The following is a 17,087-nucleotide window of genomic DNA, read 5'->3' as shown; positions in this document are numbered from 1 at the left end:
CGGTTAAGAGTGGGTTGCAAGGGAGCGCTCTCTTAGTCCAGATGACACCAGCCCGTCATGGGTTGATGCCATTCGTCCTACTCCGCGAAGGAGGACTGATGGATCGGGCCCCTACTGTTCCAAGCACCGTTCGGTGGCGTGGGATCGCCACGCTGACCGCGTTACTCGCCCTGCTCGGCGGCTACCTGAGCGTCACGCCGGGGGCGGCCAGCGCCGCCGAGGAAGGGCTGCTGTCGTACGGCAAGCCGGCGGTTGCCTCGACCGACCAGAGCGACGTGAACTGCTTCGAGTGCACGCCCGACAAGGCGTTCGACCTCGATCCGGCCAGCCGCTGGGCGACGAGTTCCACCACCGGCTGGGTCGACCCCGGCTGGATCTACGTCGACCTCGGCGCCACCGCCACGGTGAACCAGGTGGTCCTGCAGTGGGACCCGGCGTACGCGGCCGCGTACCAGATCCAGGTCTCGCCGGATGCGACCACCTGGACCACGATCTACTCCACCACCACCGGCCGGGGCTTCAAGGAGACGATCAACGCCACCGGCACCGGTCGCTACGTGCGGATGTACGGGACCGCCCGCTCCGGGCCGTACGGCTACTCGCTCTACGAGTTCAAGGTGTACGGCACCGGCGGCAACCCGACCGCCCCGCCCGCGCAACCGGCCGACCCGACGTTCCCGGCCACGGAGTTGGTCTGGAGCGACGAGTTCAACGGTGCCGCCGGCAGCAAGCCGGACCCGGCGAAGTGGACCATCGACCCCGGCACCGGGCAGAACAACGAGGTCCAGTACTACACGAACAACAACAACGCGAACATGGACGGCAACGGTTCGCTGGTGATCGAGGCACGGCGGGAGACCGCTGGTGGGCGTGACTACACGTCGCACCGGATGAATACCGGCGGCAAGTTCACCGTGCAGTACGGGCGGGTCGAGGCGCGGGTCAAGGTGCCGAAGGGCAACGGGCTCTGGCCGGCGTTCTGGATGATGGGCGCCGACTTCCTCACCGGCCGCCCCTGGCCGTACAACGGCGAGATCGACATCATGGAGGTCCTCGGCCGCAACACCTTCGAGGGCTACTCCACCCTGCACGCACCGGCCTACAACGGCGGTGGCGGCTACGGGCAGAAGTATCCGGCGCCCGGCGGGGTGGACCTGGCCGATGACTTCCATGTCTGGGCCGCCGAGTGGGACAGCCGCGGCATCACCTTCAAGCTCGACGGCCAGACGGTCTTCGTGGCGAGCAAAGAAACGGTCGAGGCGACCCGCGGACCGTGGATCTTCGACCACCCGTTCTACATCATCCTCAACCTGGCCGTGGGCGGCGACTTCCCCGGACCGGTGGACGGCACCACGCCGTTCCCGTCCCGGATGCTCGTCGACTACGTACGGGTCTACCAGTAACCGTCCCGCGCTTCGGGGGCCGGTCACCCCGGCCGGTCCCCGCGGGCGTCCCCCTCGACGCCCCGGCACTCCACCGCACGTGCTCCCCCACCCGTGAGCCCCCAAGGAGTTTCCGTATGCACCGGAGATCCGCTCTCGTCACCCGGCCACGACTGCGCCTGGCCCTGCTCTTCGCTGCCCTGGTCGCGCTGCTGGGCAGCTACCTCACCGCCGCCGTGTCGAAGGCCGATGCCGCCGCCGAACCGGTCAGGGTGGCGGAGTTCCTCGCCGACTGCCCGTTCAGCCACCGGCTGCCCGACGACCCGATCGTCTTCCCCGGCCTGCCCGGCGCCTCGCACATGCACAGCTTCTTCGGCAGCGAGGCCACCAACGCCCACACCGAACTGCCCGACCTGCTCAACGCGAACAGCAACTGCAACCCGGCGGTGGACAAGTCGTCGTACTGGGTGCCGACCCTGTACGTCAGTGACCAGCCGGTCGAGCCCGAGATCACCACGTTCTACTACCTCGGCGAGGGCGTACGCGACGACGTGATCGCGCAGATCCAGCCGCTGCCGCTCGGGCTGCGGATCGTGGCCGGAAACGCGCGTGCGACCGCGCCGGACGATTCCACCAACTCCCGCTGGTCCTGCCTGCACCACGGCGAGGTGGGTGCGTCGAAGGACTTCGTGAATTGTCCCGCCGGCAGCATGATCGAGTCGTATCTGGACTTCCCGCAGTGCTGGAACGGCGTGGACCTCGACTCACCCGATCACAAGAGCCACATGGCGTACCCGGTCAACGGTGGCTGCCCGAGCACCCACCCGGTGCCGGTCCCGAAGCTGCGCCAGGTGCTGCGATACCCGGCCAACGGTGACCCGGCCCGGTTCCGGCTCGCCTCCGGCGCCGGCTACACCATGCACGGGGACTTCTTCAACGCCTGGCCCGAGGCCGAGATGGCACGCCGGGTGCAGGACTGCATCCGGCCGATCATCAAGTGCGGGGCCGACGGCCGTCCCTGAACCGACTCGACCCTGAACCGACTCGAACCAGGCTGGGGCTCCCGCGCCACGCGGGAGCCCCAGCCGCCTGTCCTGGTCAACGGCCAGAGCGATATTCAAGACGAAACCCGGAGCTATCGCCTCATCGCGTAGGCTTCTGGACGCCCCGCCCAGACGTGTCGACACACCCCTGACCGGGTAATGCCCCTCCGCCGACATCGAGAGGGGTCACCGTGACCATGGCGAGCGAGCGAGGGGCCGACCGTGTCTGACGGCACCGCGGCACCCGATCCGGACGCCGTCGGGGCGGGCCCGGCGGCGCCGGAGCCGGAGGCGCCGCTGCACGGCAGGCTCGAACGGATCCAGGGTGCCCAGCAACGGGTGCACAGCACCTGGGACAGCCTGCCCTGGTTCCTGCGCTGGTCGGTGGTGTGGAGTGCCTGCCTGCTGATCATCGCGGGCGGGGTCTACCTGCTCGCCACCCTCGCCTCCCGGCTCGCGCCGCTGACCATCGCGCTCGCCGCGACCCTCTTCCTGGCCGCCATGCTCGACCCGCTGGCCGTACGGCTGCGCCGGTTGCGCCTGCCCCCGGCGCTGGCCGCACTCATCTCCCTGTTCCTGCTGTTGGCGGTGATCGGCGGAGCCGCGTACCTGGTGTGGACGCTGACGGCCGACCAGTTCTCCAGCCTGAGCAAGCAACTGGACGAAGGGCTGGACCGGACCAGGGACTTCATCACCGGTTCGCTGCCGGTCAGCCCGGAGCAACTGGACCGGTGGACCAAGCAGGCGACCGACGGGCTGCGTAAATCGACACCGGACCCGGTGGCCGGAGCCCGTACGGCAGCCGAGGTGGCCGGTGCCGTACTGCTGATTTTCGTACTGCTGTTCTTCCTGCTCAAGGACGGGCGGCCGATGTGGCACTGGGTGCTGAGCCGGGTCTCCGACCGGTCCAGGCCGGCGTTCGTCCAGGCGGGTCGCAACGGCTGGCACACGCTCAGCGCGTACACGCGGGGCACGGTGGCGATCGCGGCGATCGACGGCATCGGCATCGGGCTGGCGCTGGTCCTGCTCGGAGTCCCGCTCGCCTTTCCGCTGGCGGTGGTCACCTTTCTCGGCGGGTTCATCCCGATCATCGGTGCCACGGTCGCCGGCAGCGTCGCGGTGCTGGTCGCGCTCGCGGCCAAGGGTCCGACCACCGCCCTGCTCGCCCTGCTGGCGGTGATCGCCGTACAGCAGACCGAAGGCAACCTGCTCGAACCACTGATCATGAAACGGCAGGTACGCCTGCACCCGGTGGTGATCCTGGTGGCGGTGACCGCGGGCACGCTCTTCGGCGGGATCGCCGGTGCCTTCGTGGCGGTGCCGGTGACCGCGGTGGTGTACCGGGTGGTCGACACGGTCACCGCGCTGCGTCAGGGGCGGGACCCGGCGTAACCCGGACAATGGTCAGGAGTCCAGGCGCAGCGCCTCCACCAGCTCGTCGGCGGTGAAATCGGCGTCGTAGGTCACGCCGCCCGGCTGCTGCTTACGCCCACCCGTCGCGAGATCGCCGGCATCCACCGGCTGGAAGCCGAGTTCCTCGACCAGATCCGCGACGGCCCGTTTGGCCTGCGGATCGTCGCCGGACATGGGGATGCCGTACCGCTCCTGGGCCGAGGACTGACGGGCGTGGTCGCGCATGTCCTCGGCGTGCAGGGTGTTGAACGCCTTGACCACGTGCGCGCCCCGCAGGTGCTGCTGCACCATCTCGCTGGAGGTGGTCCTGTCCTCGTCCAACTCGGGAATGTTCCCGTCCCGCTCCGGTGTGTAGTTCCCGGTGTCCATGACGGTCTTGCCCTTGAACTCCGCCGTGGGCAGTTCGTTGTACCGGCCGAACGGCACGGCGACGATCACCACGTCGCCGAAGCGTGCCGCCTCCGACGGAGGCACCGCATGGGCCCGGTGTCCGAGATCGCCCATGAGGTCCTGCATCTTCTGTGGGCCGCTCGCGTTCGCGATCGCGATCTCGTGGCCCGCCGCGGCGAGACGACGGGCGAGCGTTCCACCAACGTTTCCTGCGCCGATGATTCCGATGTGCATGCCAGCGGGTTACCCGCCAATCCCGCTGACGAACGGGCCGGGCGGCGGCGGGACGGGGCACGGACCGAGGCACCGGTCAGGGTGCGGCGCCGAAGCTGGGCAGGCGGTCGGCGAACCAGCCAGCGGCCTGGTCGGCGACCTGCTCCAGCGCTCCGGGCTCCGGGAACAGGTGGGTCGCGTCGGGAATGATCCGCAGTTCCACCTCCCCGCCGAGCGCGTCGCGGGCCTGCTGGTTGAACTGGATCACCTGTTCGTCCCGACCGCCGACCAGCAGCAACGTCGCCGCCCGTACGCGGGAAAGGGCTGGACCCGCAAGGTCCGCGCGGCCGCCGCGGGAGACGACGGCCGGTACGTGCTCCGGCCGCTCGGCTGCGGCTACCAGAGCCGCCGCCGCACCCGTGCTCGCGCCGAACAGCCCGATCGGCAGGGCAGCCGTGTCGGGCTCGGCACGCAGCCAGTCGATCACGCCCACCAGTCGGCCGGCGAGCATAGGGATGTCGAAGCGAAGCTCCGCGGTCTCCTCGTCGGCCTGCTCCTCCTCGGGCGTGAGCAGGTCCACCAGCACGGTTGCCAGGGCTCGCTGGTTGAGGACCCGGGCCACCGCGACGTTGCGCGGGCTGCGCCGGGAACTGCCGCTGCCGTGCGCGAACAGCACCACCCCGACCGTCCCCTCGGTGGGGGTGACCAGGTCGGCGGTGAGCTGCACCTCCCCGGCCCAGATCGTGGTCTCGGTCGTCACTGTCTCCACCCGCTGTCCGGTACCCGCGCGTGCCTGGAACAACCCGGCGGCGGGCGGGCAATCCCCGTTTGCCGGCTTGCCGGTCGGGAAGGCGAACCGGGTCAGGCAGGAAGACCAACGGCGGCCGCGGCAGCGGCCCGCGCTGAGGCGATCGTGAGGATGCCATGACCCACCACAAATCCGCTAAGTCGGAGTCCGGTCGAGCCGGCACCAGCCCGCCGAGGGACAAACGCGACAAGCGCGAGGGCGCGCGGCGGGACTGGGCGGACGAGGCGGCACAGGCACGGGCCTCGGACGACCCGCGCCGGGTGACACCGCACGACCCTTCGGGTGTCCCCTCCACCGGGGACCGCCGCTAACTGACCGGGTACTCCGACGAACCCCGACGGGCACTCCTCACCGAGGCCCGTCGGGGCACGTACGCCTAGCAGGAAAAATTACCGGTAGCGACCGTGAAATCAGGTACTAAGTCCATCTGATCCGGTAATGTCACCCTCGGTTCCGACCCGGTGGTACCCCCTCTGCTGTCGGCGACGACCGCCGCCCAATCGCCTTGTGCGAGCCGGGGAACCAGGTAGTCGGGGTGAGTCCGCACATGCGGTAGGGCCTGTTCCGTCCCGAACCCGTCAGCTAACCCGGTCGGCGGCCGACGGGAGGAACGTGCATGACGAGATCTATGCGTCAGCGGTTCTCGCTGGCCCTGACCCTGCTCACCGCGGTGAGTCTGCTGGCCGGTGCGGCGCTAGCCACCGAGCCTGCCGCAGCCGCACCCTCCTCGCCGAGCGCACCCGGAGACGAGGGCGGCAACCCCCTCTTACGTGACGTACTCGAGTCGGCCGGGCGTGGTTACGCCGCCGCCAGCGTCGCAGTGGAAAACGCCCGCAAGCGCCAGGTGGCGCTCGCCGACGAACTCCGCCAGATCGAGACGCAGCTCGACCAGCTCGCACCCGAGGTCGGAGAGGTCGCCGTGAGCGCCTACCGGATCGGCCGGATCGGACCGCTGACCGCGTTGCTGGGCAGCGCCTCGCCGGACGACTTCATGGACCGGGCCGGCGGACTCGACCTGATCGCGCAGCGCGACAACAGCAAACTTCGCCAACTGTACGAGGCGCGCGACCGGGCCACCCGGGCAAAGGCGGCGGCCGACGCCGCGATGGCCGAGGAACAGCGCCAACTCGCCGTGATGGCCAAGCAGAAGGAAGCCGCCGAACGCGCCCTCTCCCAGGTCGGCGGCACCACGACCGAAGGCTTCGTGAACGCCAGTTCGCCGGTCGCGGAACCCACACCACGCAACCGGGACGGCTCCCTGCCGGCACAGTCCTGCAACCAGAACGACCCGACCACCAGCGGCTGCCTCACCCCGCGCACGCTGCACGCGCTGAACGAGACCAAACGGCTCGGCTTCACCCGGTACGTCTCGTGTTACCGCAGCGGCGGGCCGTTCGAACACCCCAAGGGCCGAGCCTGCGACTTCTCCGCGAAGGCCGGCGGCTTCGGCGGGGACGCCAGCGGCGGCGACAAGACGTACGGCAACAACCTGGCCGCGTTCCTGGTCCGCAACGCCGAGCGGCTCGGCATCCTGTACGTGATCTGGTACCGGCAGATCTGGTTCCCGGCAACGGGTTGGAAGGCGTACTCCTCCGCGAAGGGTGACCCGTCCAGCGACCACACCAACCACGTACACCTGTCCCTGCTCTGACCGGGACGGCCGCTGACCTATTTCTGGGCGCGGGGGCGCTGGGGCTCCACCTCGGACTTGACGGTCGGGCCGGCGATCTCGGCCACCGAGGCCCTGCGGGCCGGGGCACGGCCGGGCGGCTGCTTCGGTGCGGGACCCGCGGGGCGCGCCTCCGGCACCGGTTTGGTCACCGGTTCGTCGGAGGTAACGCGGACCTTCTCCCCGTGGTGGAACAGTTCCACCACCCCGCCGCTGCGGTCGCCGTCGCGCAGCGAGTACGTCGTCTCGCGTTCGCGTACGTCGACCCGGAGCCGGTGCCCGTGCCAGACCAGCGAGAACTCCAACCGGTCGATCCGGTTCGGCAACCGGGGCGCGAAGGAGAGGGTGTCGCCATGGTCGCGCATCCCGCCGAAGCCGGCGACGAGCGCGATCCACGCCCCGGCCAGTGAGGCGACGTGCACCCCGTCGCGGGTGTTCTGGTTCAGGTCGTGCAGGTCCATCAGGGCGGCCTCGCCCAGGTAGTCGTGGGCCAGTTCGAGATGCCCGACTTCGGCCGCGAGGACCGCCTGGGTGCAGGCTGACAACGACGAGTCGCGGACCGTACGGCGTTCGTAGTAGGCGAAGTTGCGGGACTTCTCCTCCGGGGTGAACGCGTCCCCGCGCCAGTGCATCGCGAGCACCAGGTCGGACTGCTTGACCACCTGCTTGCGGTACAGGTCGAAGTACGGGTAGTTCAGCAGCAGCGGGTACTTCTCCGGCGGCGTGCCCGCGAAGTCCCACTCCTGGAGCCGGGTGAAGCCCTCCACCTGCTGGTGTACGCCCAACTCCTCGTCGTACGGGATGTGCATTGCGCTCGCCGCGTCCCGCCAGGCGGCGGTCTCCTCGTCGTCCACACCCAACCGCCAGGCGTGGTCGCTGTGCCTCGACACAGCGTCGGCGGCGGCGAGCAGGTTCCGCTGCGCCATCAGGTTGGTGTAGACGTTGTCGCTCTTCACCGCGGTGTACTCGTCCGGGCCGGTCATCCCGTCCAGGTGGAACTTGCCGGCCCGGTCGTGGTGCCCGAGCGAACGCCACAGCCTGGCCGTCTCGACCAGCAACTCCAGCCCGATCTCGCGCTCGAAGTCCTGGTCGCCGGTGGCCTGCACGTAGCGGCGTACGGCGTCGGCGATGTCCGCCGCGATGTGGAACGCGGCCGTACCCGCCGGCCAGTACGCCGAGCATTCCTGGCCCCGGATGGTCCGCCACGGGAACGCGGCCCCGTTCAGCCCGAGGGTCCGGGCCCGTTCCTGGGCCATCGGCAGGGTCGAGTGCCGCCACCGGAGCCCGGACGCCACCGCCGACGGCAGCGTGTACGTCAGCACCGGCAGCACGAACGTCTCGGTGTCCCAGAACACGTGCCCGTCGTAGCCCGGACCGGTCAGCCCCTTGGCGGCGATCGGGCGCAACTCGGCCCGCGCACCCGCCTGGAGTACGTGGAACAGGCCGAAGCGGACCGCCTGCTGCACCTCCGGGTCGCCCTCGACCCGTACGTCCGAGGTGTCCCAGAAGGCGTCCAGGTAGTCGCGCTGCTCGGCGAGGAGCCCGTCCCAGCCGGAGAAACGGGCCCCGGCCAGCGCGGCGCCCACCTGGTCCCGCAGGGCGGGTCGGGACCGCTCGCTGGACCAGCCGTACGCGACGTACTTGTCCAGCCGGATCCGCTCACCCGGCTGGAGTACGCAGGTGATGGTGGTCCTGGCCCAGTCGTCGAAGGTCTCGGTGCTCAGGGTGGTACGGGCCGGAGCCTCCAGTTCGTGACCCATCGCCGCGGCCAGCCGCAGCCCGCTGGCCCGGGTGGTGTGGACCAGCAGACCCCCGTCCTCCAGGGCCAGGTGCTCCTCGGACTGCAGCGGCGACTCCAGCACCGCCGCGACCCGCGGATCCTTGCTCTGCGCCGGCAGCACCTCGTTGGCGACCAGTTCCGACTGCACGATCAGCCGCAGCGGCTCGTCGACCGGCTCCACCTCGTACCGGATCGCCGCCACCGAGCGCTGGGTGAAGGACACCAGTCGGGTGCTGCGGATCCGTACCCGCTTGCCGGCCGGGGAGCGCCAGAGCACCTCCCGGTGCAGGGTGCCGGCCCGCAGGTCGAGCACCCGTTCGTGGTCGAACAGCTCGCCGTACCGGACGTCGAAGGGTTCGTCGTCGACGAGCAGCCGGATCAGCTTGCCGTTGGTGACGTTGACGATGGTCTGCCCGGACTCGGGGAAGCCGTAACCGGCCTCGGCGTACGGCAGCGGCCGCAGCTCGAAGAACGAGTTGAGATAGGTGCCGGGCAGCCCGTGCGGCTCGCCCTCGTCCAGGTTGCCGCGCAGTCCGATGTGCCCGTTGGCGAGCGCGAACACCGATTCCGACTGGGCCAGCACGTCGACATCGAGGCGGGTTTCCCGGACGTGCCAGGGCTCGACCGGATAGGCCCGTTCCCGGATCATGAGGCATCCTCGCCGGTCAGCAGCTCGGCCAGGTCGGCGACCACGATCGTGGCACCGTGCTCGCGCAGCGCCGTGGCCTGCCCGACCCGGTCCACGCCGACGACGAAGCCGAAGCCACCGCCTCGGCCCGCCTCGACTCCGGACAGCGCGTCCTCGAAGACGGCGGCCTGGTCGGGCTTGACGCCGAGTTGCTCGGCGGCGGCCAGGAAGGTATCCGGATGCGGTTTGCCGCGCAGGCCCCGCTGGGCCGCCACGATTCCGTCGACCCGGACCTCCAGCAGGTCTTCGAGTCCGGCGGAGGCGACCACGTCCCGGCAGTTCGCGCTGGCGGACACGACTGCCCGGCGCAGCCCTGCGCGGGCGGCGGCGTGCAGGTACGCGACCGAGCCGTCGTACACCTGGACGCCATCGGTGTGGATCCGGCGGAGCAGGATCTCGTTCTTCCGGTTGCCGACGCCGTTGACCGTGTTCGCCGAGGGCGGGTCGTCGGGTGTCCCCTCCGGCAGTTGGATGCCGCGGGAGGCGAGGAAGGTCCGTACGCCGTCGGCACGAGGTCGGCCGTCGACGTACCGGTTGTAGTCCGGCCCCGGGTCGTACGGCACGAACGGCTTGCCGTGGGCGTCGGCCCACTGACGCAGGAAGGCGTCGAACGTCTCGGCCCAGGCGGAGTTGTGGACCCGGGCAGTCTGGGTCAGCACTCCGTCGAGGTCGAAGAGGCACGCGGTCACATGAGCGGGTAGACCCAGCACGCTCTCAACTTATCCGGGGGAACCGGTCGGATAAACGTCTTTCCTCGATGGTGTTTCCCACCTCGTCCGAGGTCAGCGCCGGCGCAGGGTCCAGATCACGGTCATCTCGGCGGTCAGTTCGCCGGCCTCCGCATCGAGCATGCCGGCCGCGATCTGACGCGAGTCGATGGTCATGAGCCGGAGGCTACTCGCCAGTAATTTACCTCGGCAATACCTGACGGAAACCTGTCTTCCGTACTGCCCGTGCCCCGACCCGGCACAGGTCGCTGGGCCGGGGCGGACAGGCCGGACGACGGTCAGAGGTTGGCGATGGTGCGCAGGATCTCGGCGTAGAAGTTCCCGTCGATGCTGCGGAAGAAGGCGAAGTCCTGCCCCGGGCTGCCGAAGAACGGTCGCAGCGTCCAGGCGAGTTGGGTGCCGACGAACCCGAACAGCAGGATCCAGATGTAGAGCAGGGTCATGCTGGCCGGCCGCTGAGCGGTACCGGTCGACGCCACCCTGGCCCCCGGGTGCGGCTGCCGGTATCCGGGCGGAAGCTGGTACAGCGGCCAGGTCGGCTGGGCTCCCACCGGCACCGGGGCGGCGACCGGAGCGGGTGCGGTGGCCGCGGCGACCGATACGGGCTCGGCGGCCACCGGTACGGGCGTGGCGAGCGGCGCCGCGCCGTCACCGTTCGCCGCGCCGACCGTGACCGGCGCGGGCACCAGCGCCGGCGCGGCGGTCACCGCGGCGGGAGCGGCCGGCACCTGCGCCGGCTGCTGCTGGGGTTGCGGCTGCACCGGGGCGAGCAGGCCGTGCTCGTTGAGCACCTGCATGCCGCCGGTCAGGAATTTCAGCCCGACAAATGCGGAGAGCGTCAGGATCGCCACGTTGAGCAGTTTGAAGAATCCGTAGTCCGGCGCGGTGATCAAGAAAAAGAGACTGATCGGCGCGAACGCCACCGCCAACATCGAGGTGACCGTGATCGCGACCATCACCATCGCCACCGCCTGGCGTACGGAGAGCCGGGCGCCGAAGACCAGATTGAACAGATACAGCGTCGGCAGACAGATCGCCAGCGTGATCAGGAACAGCAGCGGCAGTTTGACGGCCGAGGTGAGCGCCATCAGGAAACTGTGGAAGGCACCGAGCACGGCACCGTAACAGGCCAGGGCGATCGCGGACGCGGCCAGCATCTTGCCGGTCAACGCGTTCAGGTCCCGCTCCTCGACCACCTGCTGCCAGATGCCGTGCCGATCCCGGAGAATGCGCTCGATGACGAGCAGGCCGGAGCCGTCAGATGCCACGGATGATCCCCTTCGGTGGAAAAGCGGAACTCAGCACATTGACGCTAAGTGGTGGGGGCGGGTTACCGCCACCCCACGTCGATCCGGTCGCCGCGTTCGTCGAAAAAGTGCAGCGCGTCCATGCGTACCGAAATGGCCAGTGGATGTCCGGCCGCGACCGCCGGGTACGGCGCCAGCCGGACCGCCAGTTCCGCCGGGCGGCGATGGTGGCGGCCCGGATCGTTGAGCACGCTGGTACGCGCGCCGGGGCCGACCGTCTCACGTTCGGCGCCGGGCTGGTTCGGCACGGCGGCCCGACCGGTGAGCCGCTGCACGGCGTGGCCGAACCGGCGCAGCCGGCTGCCGGTGGCGGCCTGCTCCCGCGTCGGCCCGCCGAGTTCGTCCACGACGATCGCGGTGGCGCCGATGTCCAGGAAGGCGAGTGACTCGTGCCCGTGGTGTTCCAGGTAGCGGATCCGGCCCTGGAGCACGTCACCGGGGGCGTCCGCGGCGACCGGGGTCAACGCCTCGGCCCGCATCCCGACCACGATCCGCTCGCCGTGGTAGTGCGCCACCGCCCGCGAGCGGATGTCGTCCCAGGGCAGGTAGAGCGACTGTTCACCGAGGTTGAGGGTGACGTACCGGTCGAGGTGGACGTAAACCGACGCCTCCAGCAGGTTCATCCTCGGGCTGCCGAGGAACGCGGCGACGTAGAGGGTGGCCGGGCGGCCGTAGACCTGGGTCGGCGTGCCGACGTCCTGGAGTACGCCCTTGCGCATGATCGCCACCCGGTCGGCCATGGTCAGCGCCTCGGCCTGGTCGTGGGTGACGTAGATGGTGCTGACGCCGAGTTCCCGGACCAGGCCGGAGATCTCCGCCCGCAGTTCGGCCCGGAGACCGCTGTCGAGGTTGGACAGCGGCTCGTCCATCAGGAACAGACCGGGACGGCGTACGATCGCCCGCCCCATCGCCACCCGTTGCCGCTGCCCGCCGGAGAGCTGGCTCGGCTTACGGGCGAGTACGTCGCCGATGCCCAACGCACCGGCCACGTCGCTGACCCGTTCGGCTCGCGGTGTCGGCTCGACCCCGGACAGCCGCAGCGGGAACGCGATGTTGTCGCCGACCGTCATGTGTGGATAGAGCGCGAAGTCCTGGAAGACCATGGCGATCCGGCGGTCGCGCGGCGGCAGGTCGTTGGCGAGTTCGCCGTCGAGCAGGATCGCACCGCTGCTCGGCTCCTCCAGCCCGGCGACCATACGCAGCACGGTGGACTTGCCGCAGCCCGATGGTCCGAGCAGCACCATGAACTCGCCGTCGTTGACGTCGAGATTCACGCTGTCGACCGCGACCGTTCCGTCCGCGAACACCTTGGTCACGTCTTTGAGCGCGACGGTTGTCACCGTCACCTCCCCGCAGCATCGAGCCGGCCCCCGAGATGACTGTGACGAGGATCATCGCCCACGCCCATCGGGTAAACGTGCCATGCTCATACTGTGACGACGCGGTAACTCGCTCGCAAAAGGACTCTGCTAGCGCTCGACCAACTCTGCCGGGTACCTACGGGGCCTTCGCGCGCTACGCCCCAAGGTCACCGACCAGGACGCATCGACCCTGGTCAGCGCCGATGCGCCACCCACGGTTCGGTGTCCTGGTCGACCCCCAACCCGGTCAGCCCGGTCAGGCTGGACTCGGTGCCGAACTCCCGGTGCCGGGGCAGACCGGACCACTGCATGCCGGCGCCACGCAGGAAATATTCCAGACCCGGATCCCAGGTGTGGCCGTCCGAGCGCCGCTGGTAGACGTAACCGAGCGGGTGGGTCCGGTAGATCAGGCCACCGGCGTGGCGGACCCGGTCGAGCAGACCCCGGTCGATCGAGCGCGGCACCGGGCGCCAGCCGCCGACCTGCTCCAGGTCACCCCGACTGATCAGCATCGTGCCGCCGGCGACCACCGAGATGTACTCCTCGGCCAGGCCGACGTCCCGGCGGACCGTGGTGTCCAGGGTCTGCAGGTAGACGAACTCCGCACCCTTGCCCACCATCGTCGCGCCCGAATAGTGCCGGGCCAGCACCAGATCCCAGACATGTTCCGGCCCGTACGTGTCGTCGTCGTCGAACTTCGTCACCAGGCTGCCGCGGGCACGGGCGGTGGCGGCACCGATCGCCTCACCGAACCCATGCTCCGGCGGCAGCGTCATGATCTCGATCGGCCGCGAACTGCGCGCCACCCGGGCGCGCAACTCCGCCGGCAGTTCGACGCCGTGCAGGCAGAGCACGATCTCCAAGTTCGGGTACGTCTGGTTCTCGATCGCGTTGACCGCCTCGATCACGTGCTGGAGACGCTTGGTGACCAGCAACGCGCTCACCGACGGCACCGCCGGCAGGCTCGGGAAGGTGCTGGCGGCGAGCCGGGGCAGCACGAACCCGCTGGCGTGCAGCCGCATCGCCGAGCGGCGCAGGGCGACCGTGCGTACCTCCCACTCCAGGTCGTCGTCGCCACGGGCGGGCAGGTCCTCGCGCAGCGCGTCGCGTACCTCGTCGGCCAGGTGCGCGCCGACCTCGTCCGGCAGCCCCGGTACGTGCACCAGCAACCCGGCCAGGACCAGGTGCACCAGGAACGCGGCCTCGGCGACCGGATGCCGGGCCGGCACCCGGGTACAGTGCACCACCCCGGTCCGGGCCAGCGCCGCGAGCGCCTCCTCGCCGAACCACGGCCGGTCGATCCGGCCCTCGCAGAGCAGACCGTCCGGGCCGGTGAGCCGGTAACCCCAACCGTCCTCGGCTTCGGTGAAGGTCAACTCGGCCCGATCCGCGGAACGGCCGAACGGGCCGTAGCGGTGCTGCACCACCGAACGTTCGAGATCGACCAGGACCGTCGCCGGCCGGGAGGCGGCGCCGGCCGCGTACGGGCCGGCGGCAAGGGTGGTCGCGTACAGGTCGCTCGGGGTGGGTGCGGCCACCGCGGAGTCGACCACCTCGACGACGCTGGTCTCGGTGGCGGCCGGCTGCTCCAGCGGTCGTGGCTCACCGCTGGCGGTGAGCACCACGTCGTGCGCCCGGATGTCGTTGTTCTCCGGCAGCGCGCCGGACACCCCGGCGGTGTTCTGTCCTCCGCCGAGCCAGGCCGGCAGTACGTCCTGGGCGATCACGTCGGGGCTCGCCGGCTGCGGCAGCGGCCGGACCGGGGTGAACAGTGGGATGACCGCGGCGAGTACGGAGCGTAGCGGGGTTGACCAGCGCACCTCGATGTCGACCATCGCCCGGCCCTCGCCGGAACGCGGGAACCGGGTCCGGTGCGCGAGCACGTGGCGGATCGCGCCGAGCCGGCCGGACCAACCGCCCTGCGGGATCCGCCAGGAGTCGACCACGACGGTGACCCGGCGCACGTGGACCATCGAGAAGGGGTGTTCGAGCAGGTGTCGCAACCAGTCGACCGACTCGGCCGCGATCGCCACCCGGCCGACCTGGTCACCGGGTCCGGGTGCGGGCCGGTTGCCGGGCCTGCCCGGCACCTCGGTCAGCCCGGAGCCCATCATCGCGACCGGCCACCGCCGACGGCGTAGACCCCGCCGGTCACCGACCACCAGCCGCCAGTGGCTGTACATCTCCGGCGTGTCCTTGCTCGACAAACCCGGTCCCTCTCTGCGTCTGGTGGCGGCCGAGGGCGGGCTCGCCGCCGACAGCCTGTGACGCCGGACAGACGCCGCCACAGCCGTACTGACAACCCCGAAGATCCCACGATAGCCCGTCAAAAGCGTACGCGCCGAGTTGCCCGCAAGCCCGGAGGCGAACCGCTTCGGCTGCTCATCCGATGTGCACGGGGTGCTCCGGACCGGTTACGTTCGGGTCGGGTCAGCCCCGCCGGACCGGTGTACGGGTGACTCCGGCCGGCGAGCACCGCCCGGTACGGCGGTTGCACATCGTTAGACTGTGGTTCGTGTCGAGCCGGAATCGTGTCCCATCGGATGTGCACCCACATCAGGTCAAGTTGGTCCGCAACGATTGGAGCCCGCTCAAGCCAGGCGAAATAGGCGAATGGCAGCCGACGAGGTCGGTCTCGGTCGTTATACCCGCGTACAACTGCCAGGAGTCGCTGAACCTCACCCTGGCGTCGCTGAGCCATCAGACGTACCCGGAGCACCTGCTTGAGGTGATCGTCGCCGACGACGGCAGTGAACCACCGATCGAACTGCCGAAGATCCGGCCGACCAACTGCCGGATCGTCCGAGTCCCGGACCACTCCACCGGCTGGGGCCGATCCAACGCACTGCACGTCGGTGCGATCAACAGCGACGGCGAGATCCTGCACTGGCTCGACGCCGACATGGTCGTCTTCCCGGAGCACGTCGAGGCCCAGGTCCGCTGGCACCACGTCTCCGAAGAAGCCGTCACTCTCGGTTACAAACGGTTCGTGGCGAGCGACTTCCCGACACCGGAGGAGGTTTCCGAGCGGGCCACCGCCGGCACCCTCGACAAGCTCTACCGGATCCAGGACACCGAGCCGCACGACTACGTCGAGAAGCTGATCAACGACACCGACCAGCTCCGGGGCGGCGACCACCTCAACTTCCGGGCCCACGTCGGCGCGACCGCCGCGCTCACCCGCACCCTCTACCTCGCCGCCGGTGGCCTCAACACCGAGCTGCGGCTGGGCGAGGACACCGAATTCGGCTACCGGCTGACCCAGCTCGGTGCCGTTTTCATCCCCGAGCCACGGGCCGGAAGCTGGCACATGGGCGCCACCCACATGATGACCAAGGGCGACGCGCTACGCCGCTACAACCACCCGTACCTGGCCGAACTGATGCCCCACCCGCGCTACCTGCGACCGGCCGCGAACCGGTCCTGGGCGGTTCCGCTGATCACCGCCGTGGTCCAGGCCGAGGGATCGTTCGAACTGGTACGCGCCTGCGTCGACCGGCTGCTCGCCGGGGACCAGACCGACCTGCGGATCAAGCTGGTGGCGGACTGGGACGCGATCGACGACAACCGGCGTTCCGTACTCGCCGATCCGCTGCTCGACCGGCGGCTGCTGCAGGTCACCTACCGTTCGGAGTCCCGGGTCGAACTCGTACGCCAGGCGCCGGACACCGTGTTCCCGTCCCCGTTCCTGCTGAACGTCCCGCCGCACCTGGGCGTGGACGTCAACACCGTACGGCGGATGGTGGCGGAGGCCGACGAGTGGCAGGCCGGCCTGGTCCGGTTACTGCCGACCGGTGCCACGTCGCCGGCCGAGGCACTGGCCCTGTGGCGTACCTCAGCACTGAGCCGTGCCCAGCGCGTACGCCGACCGGGCGAGCAGTTGGACAAGGTGGTCGCCGAGGTGGCCGGCGAGCGCTGGGTCAGCGGCGACGAGTTCGGGGTGGTCAACCTCGCCCTGCTCTCCCCCGCCGGTCTGACCTCGCCCCGACCCCGGTTGGTCCAGCCGACCGGCAAGCGCGCCCGCCGATCGTTCGGCGACACCGAGACCATCCCCGTCGGCGGCGTACGGTCCCTGGCCAACGCCACCCGCTTCGTCGCCCGCCAAGCCGCCATCGGCGTAGCCCGCAAGGTCCGCCGCCGCGTAACCCGCCCCACCCCACCCTCGACCTGATCACCCTCCCCGCCCCACCCTCCCGCCCCACCCTCCCCGCCCCACCCTCCCGGCGATCTTGCAGTTGTGGCGCCCAGATTGCGTGAGTAGTCGCATTTGCGCACCGCCACAACTGCAAGATCGCCGCGTTCTGG

12 protein-coding genes and 1 riboswitch are annotated in these 17,087 nt (G+C 70.0%); of the genes, 5 read left to right on the top strand and 7 right to left on the bottom strand.

What is annotated here, in order from left to right:
• The first annotated feature begins 98 nt into the window (after window positions 1-98).
• The 3 genes from AB0J90_RS29610 to AB0J90_RS29600 all read left to right on the top strand — a co-directional run bounded on the left by AB0J90_RS29610 (window position 99) and on the right by AB0J90_RS29600 (window position 3,817).
• A complete protein-coding gene (locus AB0J90_RS29610) occupies window positions 99-1,403 on the top strand; it encodes a family 16 glycosylhydrolase (protein ID WP_363601416.1) in 1,305 nt (434 codons plus the stop codon).
• Window positions 1,404-1,519: 116 nt separating this feature from the next.
• Window positions 1,520-2,404 carry a DUF1996 domain-containing protein gene (locus AB0J90_RS29605; RefSeq protein ID WP_363601414.1) on the top strand — a complete coding sequence of 295 codons (885 nt, stop codon included), beginning with the start codon at window positions 1,520-1,522 and terminating at the stop codon, window positions 2,402-2,404.
• A gap of 243 nt (window positions 2,405-2,647) precedes the next feature.
• Window positions 2,648-3,817 (top strand): AI-2E family transporter, encoded by a 1,170-nt coding sequence (locus tag AB0J90_RS29600; RefSeq protein ID WP_363601412.1) that lies wholly within the window; start codon window positions 2,648-2,650, stop codon window positions 3,815-3,817.
• Between the two features lie 12 nt (window positions 3,818-3,829).
• On the opposite strand, the gene AB0J90_RS29595 is transcribed toward AB0J90_RS29600, so the two are convergent.
• A complete protein-coding gene (locus tag AB0J90_RS29595) occupies window positions 3,830-4,462 on the bottom strand; it encodes an NAD(P)-binding domain-containing protein (RefSeq protein WP_363601410.1) in 633 nt (210 codons plus the stop codon).
• A 76-nt stretch (window positions 4,463-4,538) separates the two neighbouring features.
• Entirely contained in the window at window positions 4,539-5,210 is a 672-nt protein-coding gene (locus AB0J90_RS29590; protein ID WP_363601408.1) for a hydrolase, read from the bottom strand.
• A 522-nt stretch (window positions 5,211-5,732) separates the two neighbouring features.
• Window positions 5,733-5,862: riboswitch (cyclic di-AMP (ydaO/yuaA leader) on the top strand.
• A 3-nt stretch (window positions 5,863-5,865) separates the two neighbouring features.
• Between AB0J90_RS29590 and AB0J90_RS29585 the strand changes: the two genes are divergently transcribed.
• Complete coding sequence (locus AB0J90_RS29585) at window positions 5,866-6,900, top strand: hypothetical protein (protein WP_363601406.1); 1,035 nt, start codon at window positions 5,866-5,868, stop codon at window positions 6,898-6,900.
• 17 nt (window positions 6,901-6,917) lie between these two features.
• Here the strand turns inward: AB0J90_RS29585 and AB0J90_RS29580 are convergent, their stop codons facing one another.
• The 5 genes from AB0J90_RS29580 to AB0J90_RS29560 form a co-directional block, all read right to left on the bottom strand.
• Complete coding sequence (locus tag AB0J90_RS29580; RefSeq protein ID WP_363601404.1) at window positions 6,918-9,347, bottom strand: glycoside hydrolase family 65 protein; 2,430 nt, start codon at window positions 9,345-9,347, stop codon at window positions 6,918-6,920.
• Window positions 9,344-10,096 carry a beta-phosphoglucomutase family hydrolase gene (locus tag AB0J90_RS29575; RefSeq protein WP_363601402.1) on the bottom strand — a complete coding sequence of 251 codons (753 nt, stop codon included), beginning with the start codon at window positions 10,094-10,096 and terminating at the stop codon, window positions 9,344-9,346. The genes AB0J90_RS29580 and AB0J90_RS29575 overlap by 4 nt, the downstream gene beginning before the upstream one ends.
• Before the next feature lie 296 nt (window positions 10,097-10,392).
• Window positions 10,393-11,382 (bottom strand): hypothetical protein, encoded by a 990-nt coding sequence (locus tag AB0J90_RS29570; protein WP_363601400.1) that lies wholly within the window; start codon window positions 11,380-11,382, stop codon window positions 10,393-10,395.
• 62 nt (window positions 11,383-11,444) lie between these two features.
• Window positions 11,445-12,761 (bottom strand): ABC transporter ATP-binding protein, encoded by a 1,317-nt coding sequence (locus AB0J90_RS29565; protein WP_363601398.1) that lies wholly within the window; start codon window positions 12,759-12,761, stop codon window positions 11,445-11,447.
• 215 nt (window positions 12,762-12,976) lie between these two features.
• On the bottom strand, window positions 12,977-14,989 hold the full coding sequence (locus AB0J90_RS29560) for a glycosyltransferase (protein WP_363601396.1): 2,013 nt from the start codon (window positions 14,987-14,989) through the stop codon (window positions 12,977-12,979).
• 359 nt (window positions 14,990-15,348) lie between these two features.
• On the opposite strand from AB0J90_RS29560, the gene AB0J90_RS29555 reads away from it, so the two are divergent.
• Window positions 15,349-16,953, top strand: coding sequence for a glycosyltransferase (locus tag AB0J90_RS29555; RefSeq protein ID WP_363601394.1), 1,605 nt, complete (start codon window positions 15,349-15,351; stop codon window positions 16,951-16,953).
• Window positions 16,954-17,087: the final 134 nt, after the last annotated feature.

It is taken from the genome of Micromonospora sp. NPDC049523, assembly GCF_040676775.1.
Lineage (GTDB): Bacteria > Actinomycetota > Actinomycetes > Mycobacteriales > Micromonosporaceae > Micromonospora_G.
This window is presented reverse-complemented; position numbering and strand designations above follow the sequence as displayed.

What these genes read in the sequence shown, in the direction of transcription:
- AB0J90_RS29605 (WP_363601414.1), top strand. Translation starts at nt 1,520, where the DNA reads ATGCACCGGAGATCCGCTCTCGTCACCCGGCCACGACTGCGCCTGGCC.
- AB0J90_RS29610 (WP_363601416.1), top strand. Translation starts at nt 99, where the DNA reads ATGGATCGGGCCCCTACTGTTCCAAGCACCGTTCGGTGGCGTGGGATC.
- AB0J90_RS29580 (WP_363601404.1), bottom strand. Translation starts at nt 9,347, where the DNA reads ATGATCCGGGAACGGGCCTATCCGGTCGAGCCCTGGCACGTCCGGGAA.
- AB0J90_RS29585 (WP_363601406.1), top strand. Translation starts at nt 5,866, where the DNA reads ATGACGAGATCTATGCGTCAGCGGTTCTCGCTGGCCCTGACCCTGCTC.
- AB0J90_RS29595 (WP_363601410.1), bottom strand. Translation starts at nt 4,462, where the DNA reads ATGCACATCGGAATCATCGGCGCAGGAAACGTTGGTGGAACGCTCGCC.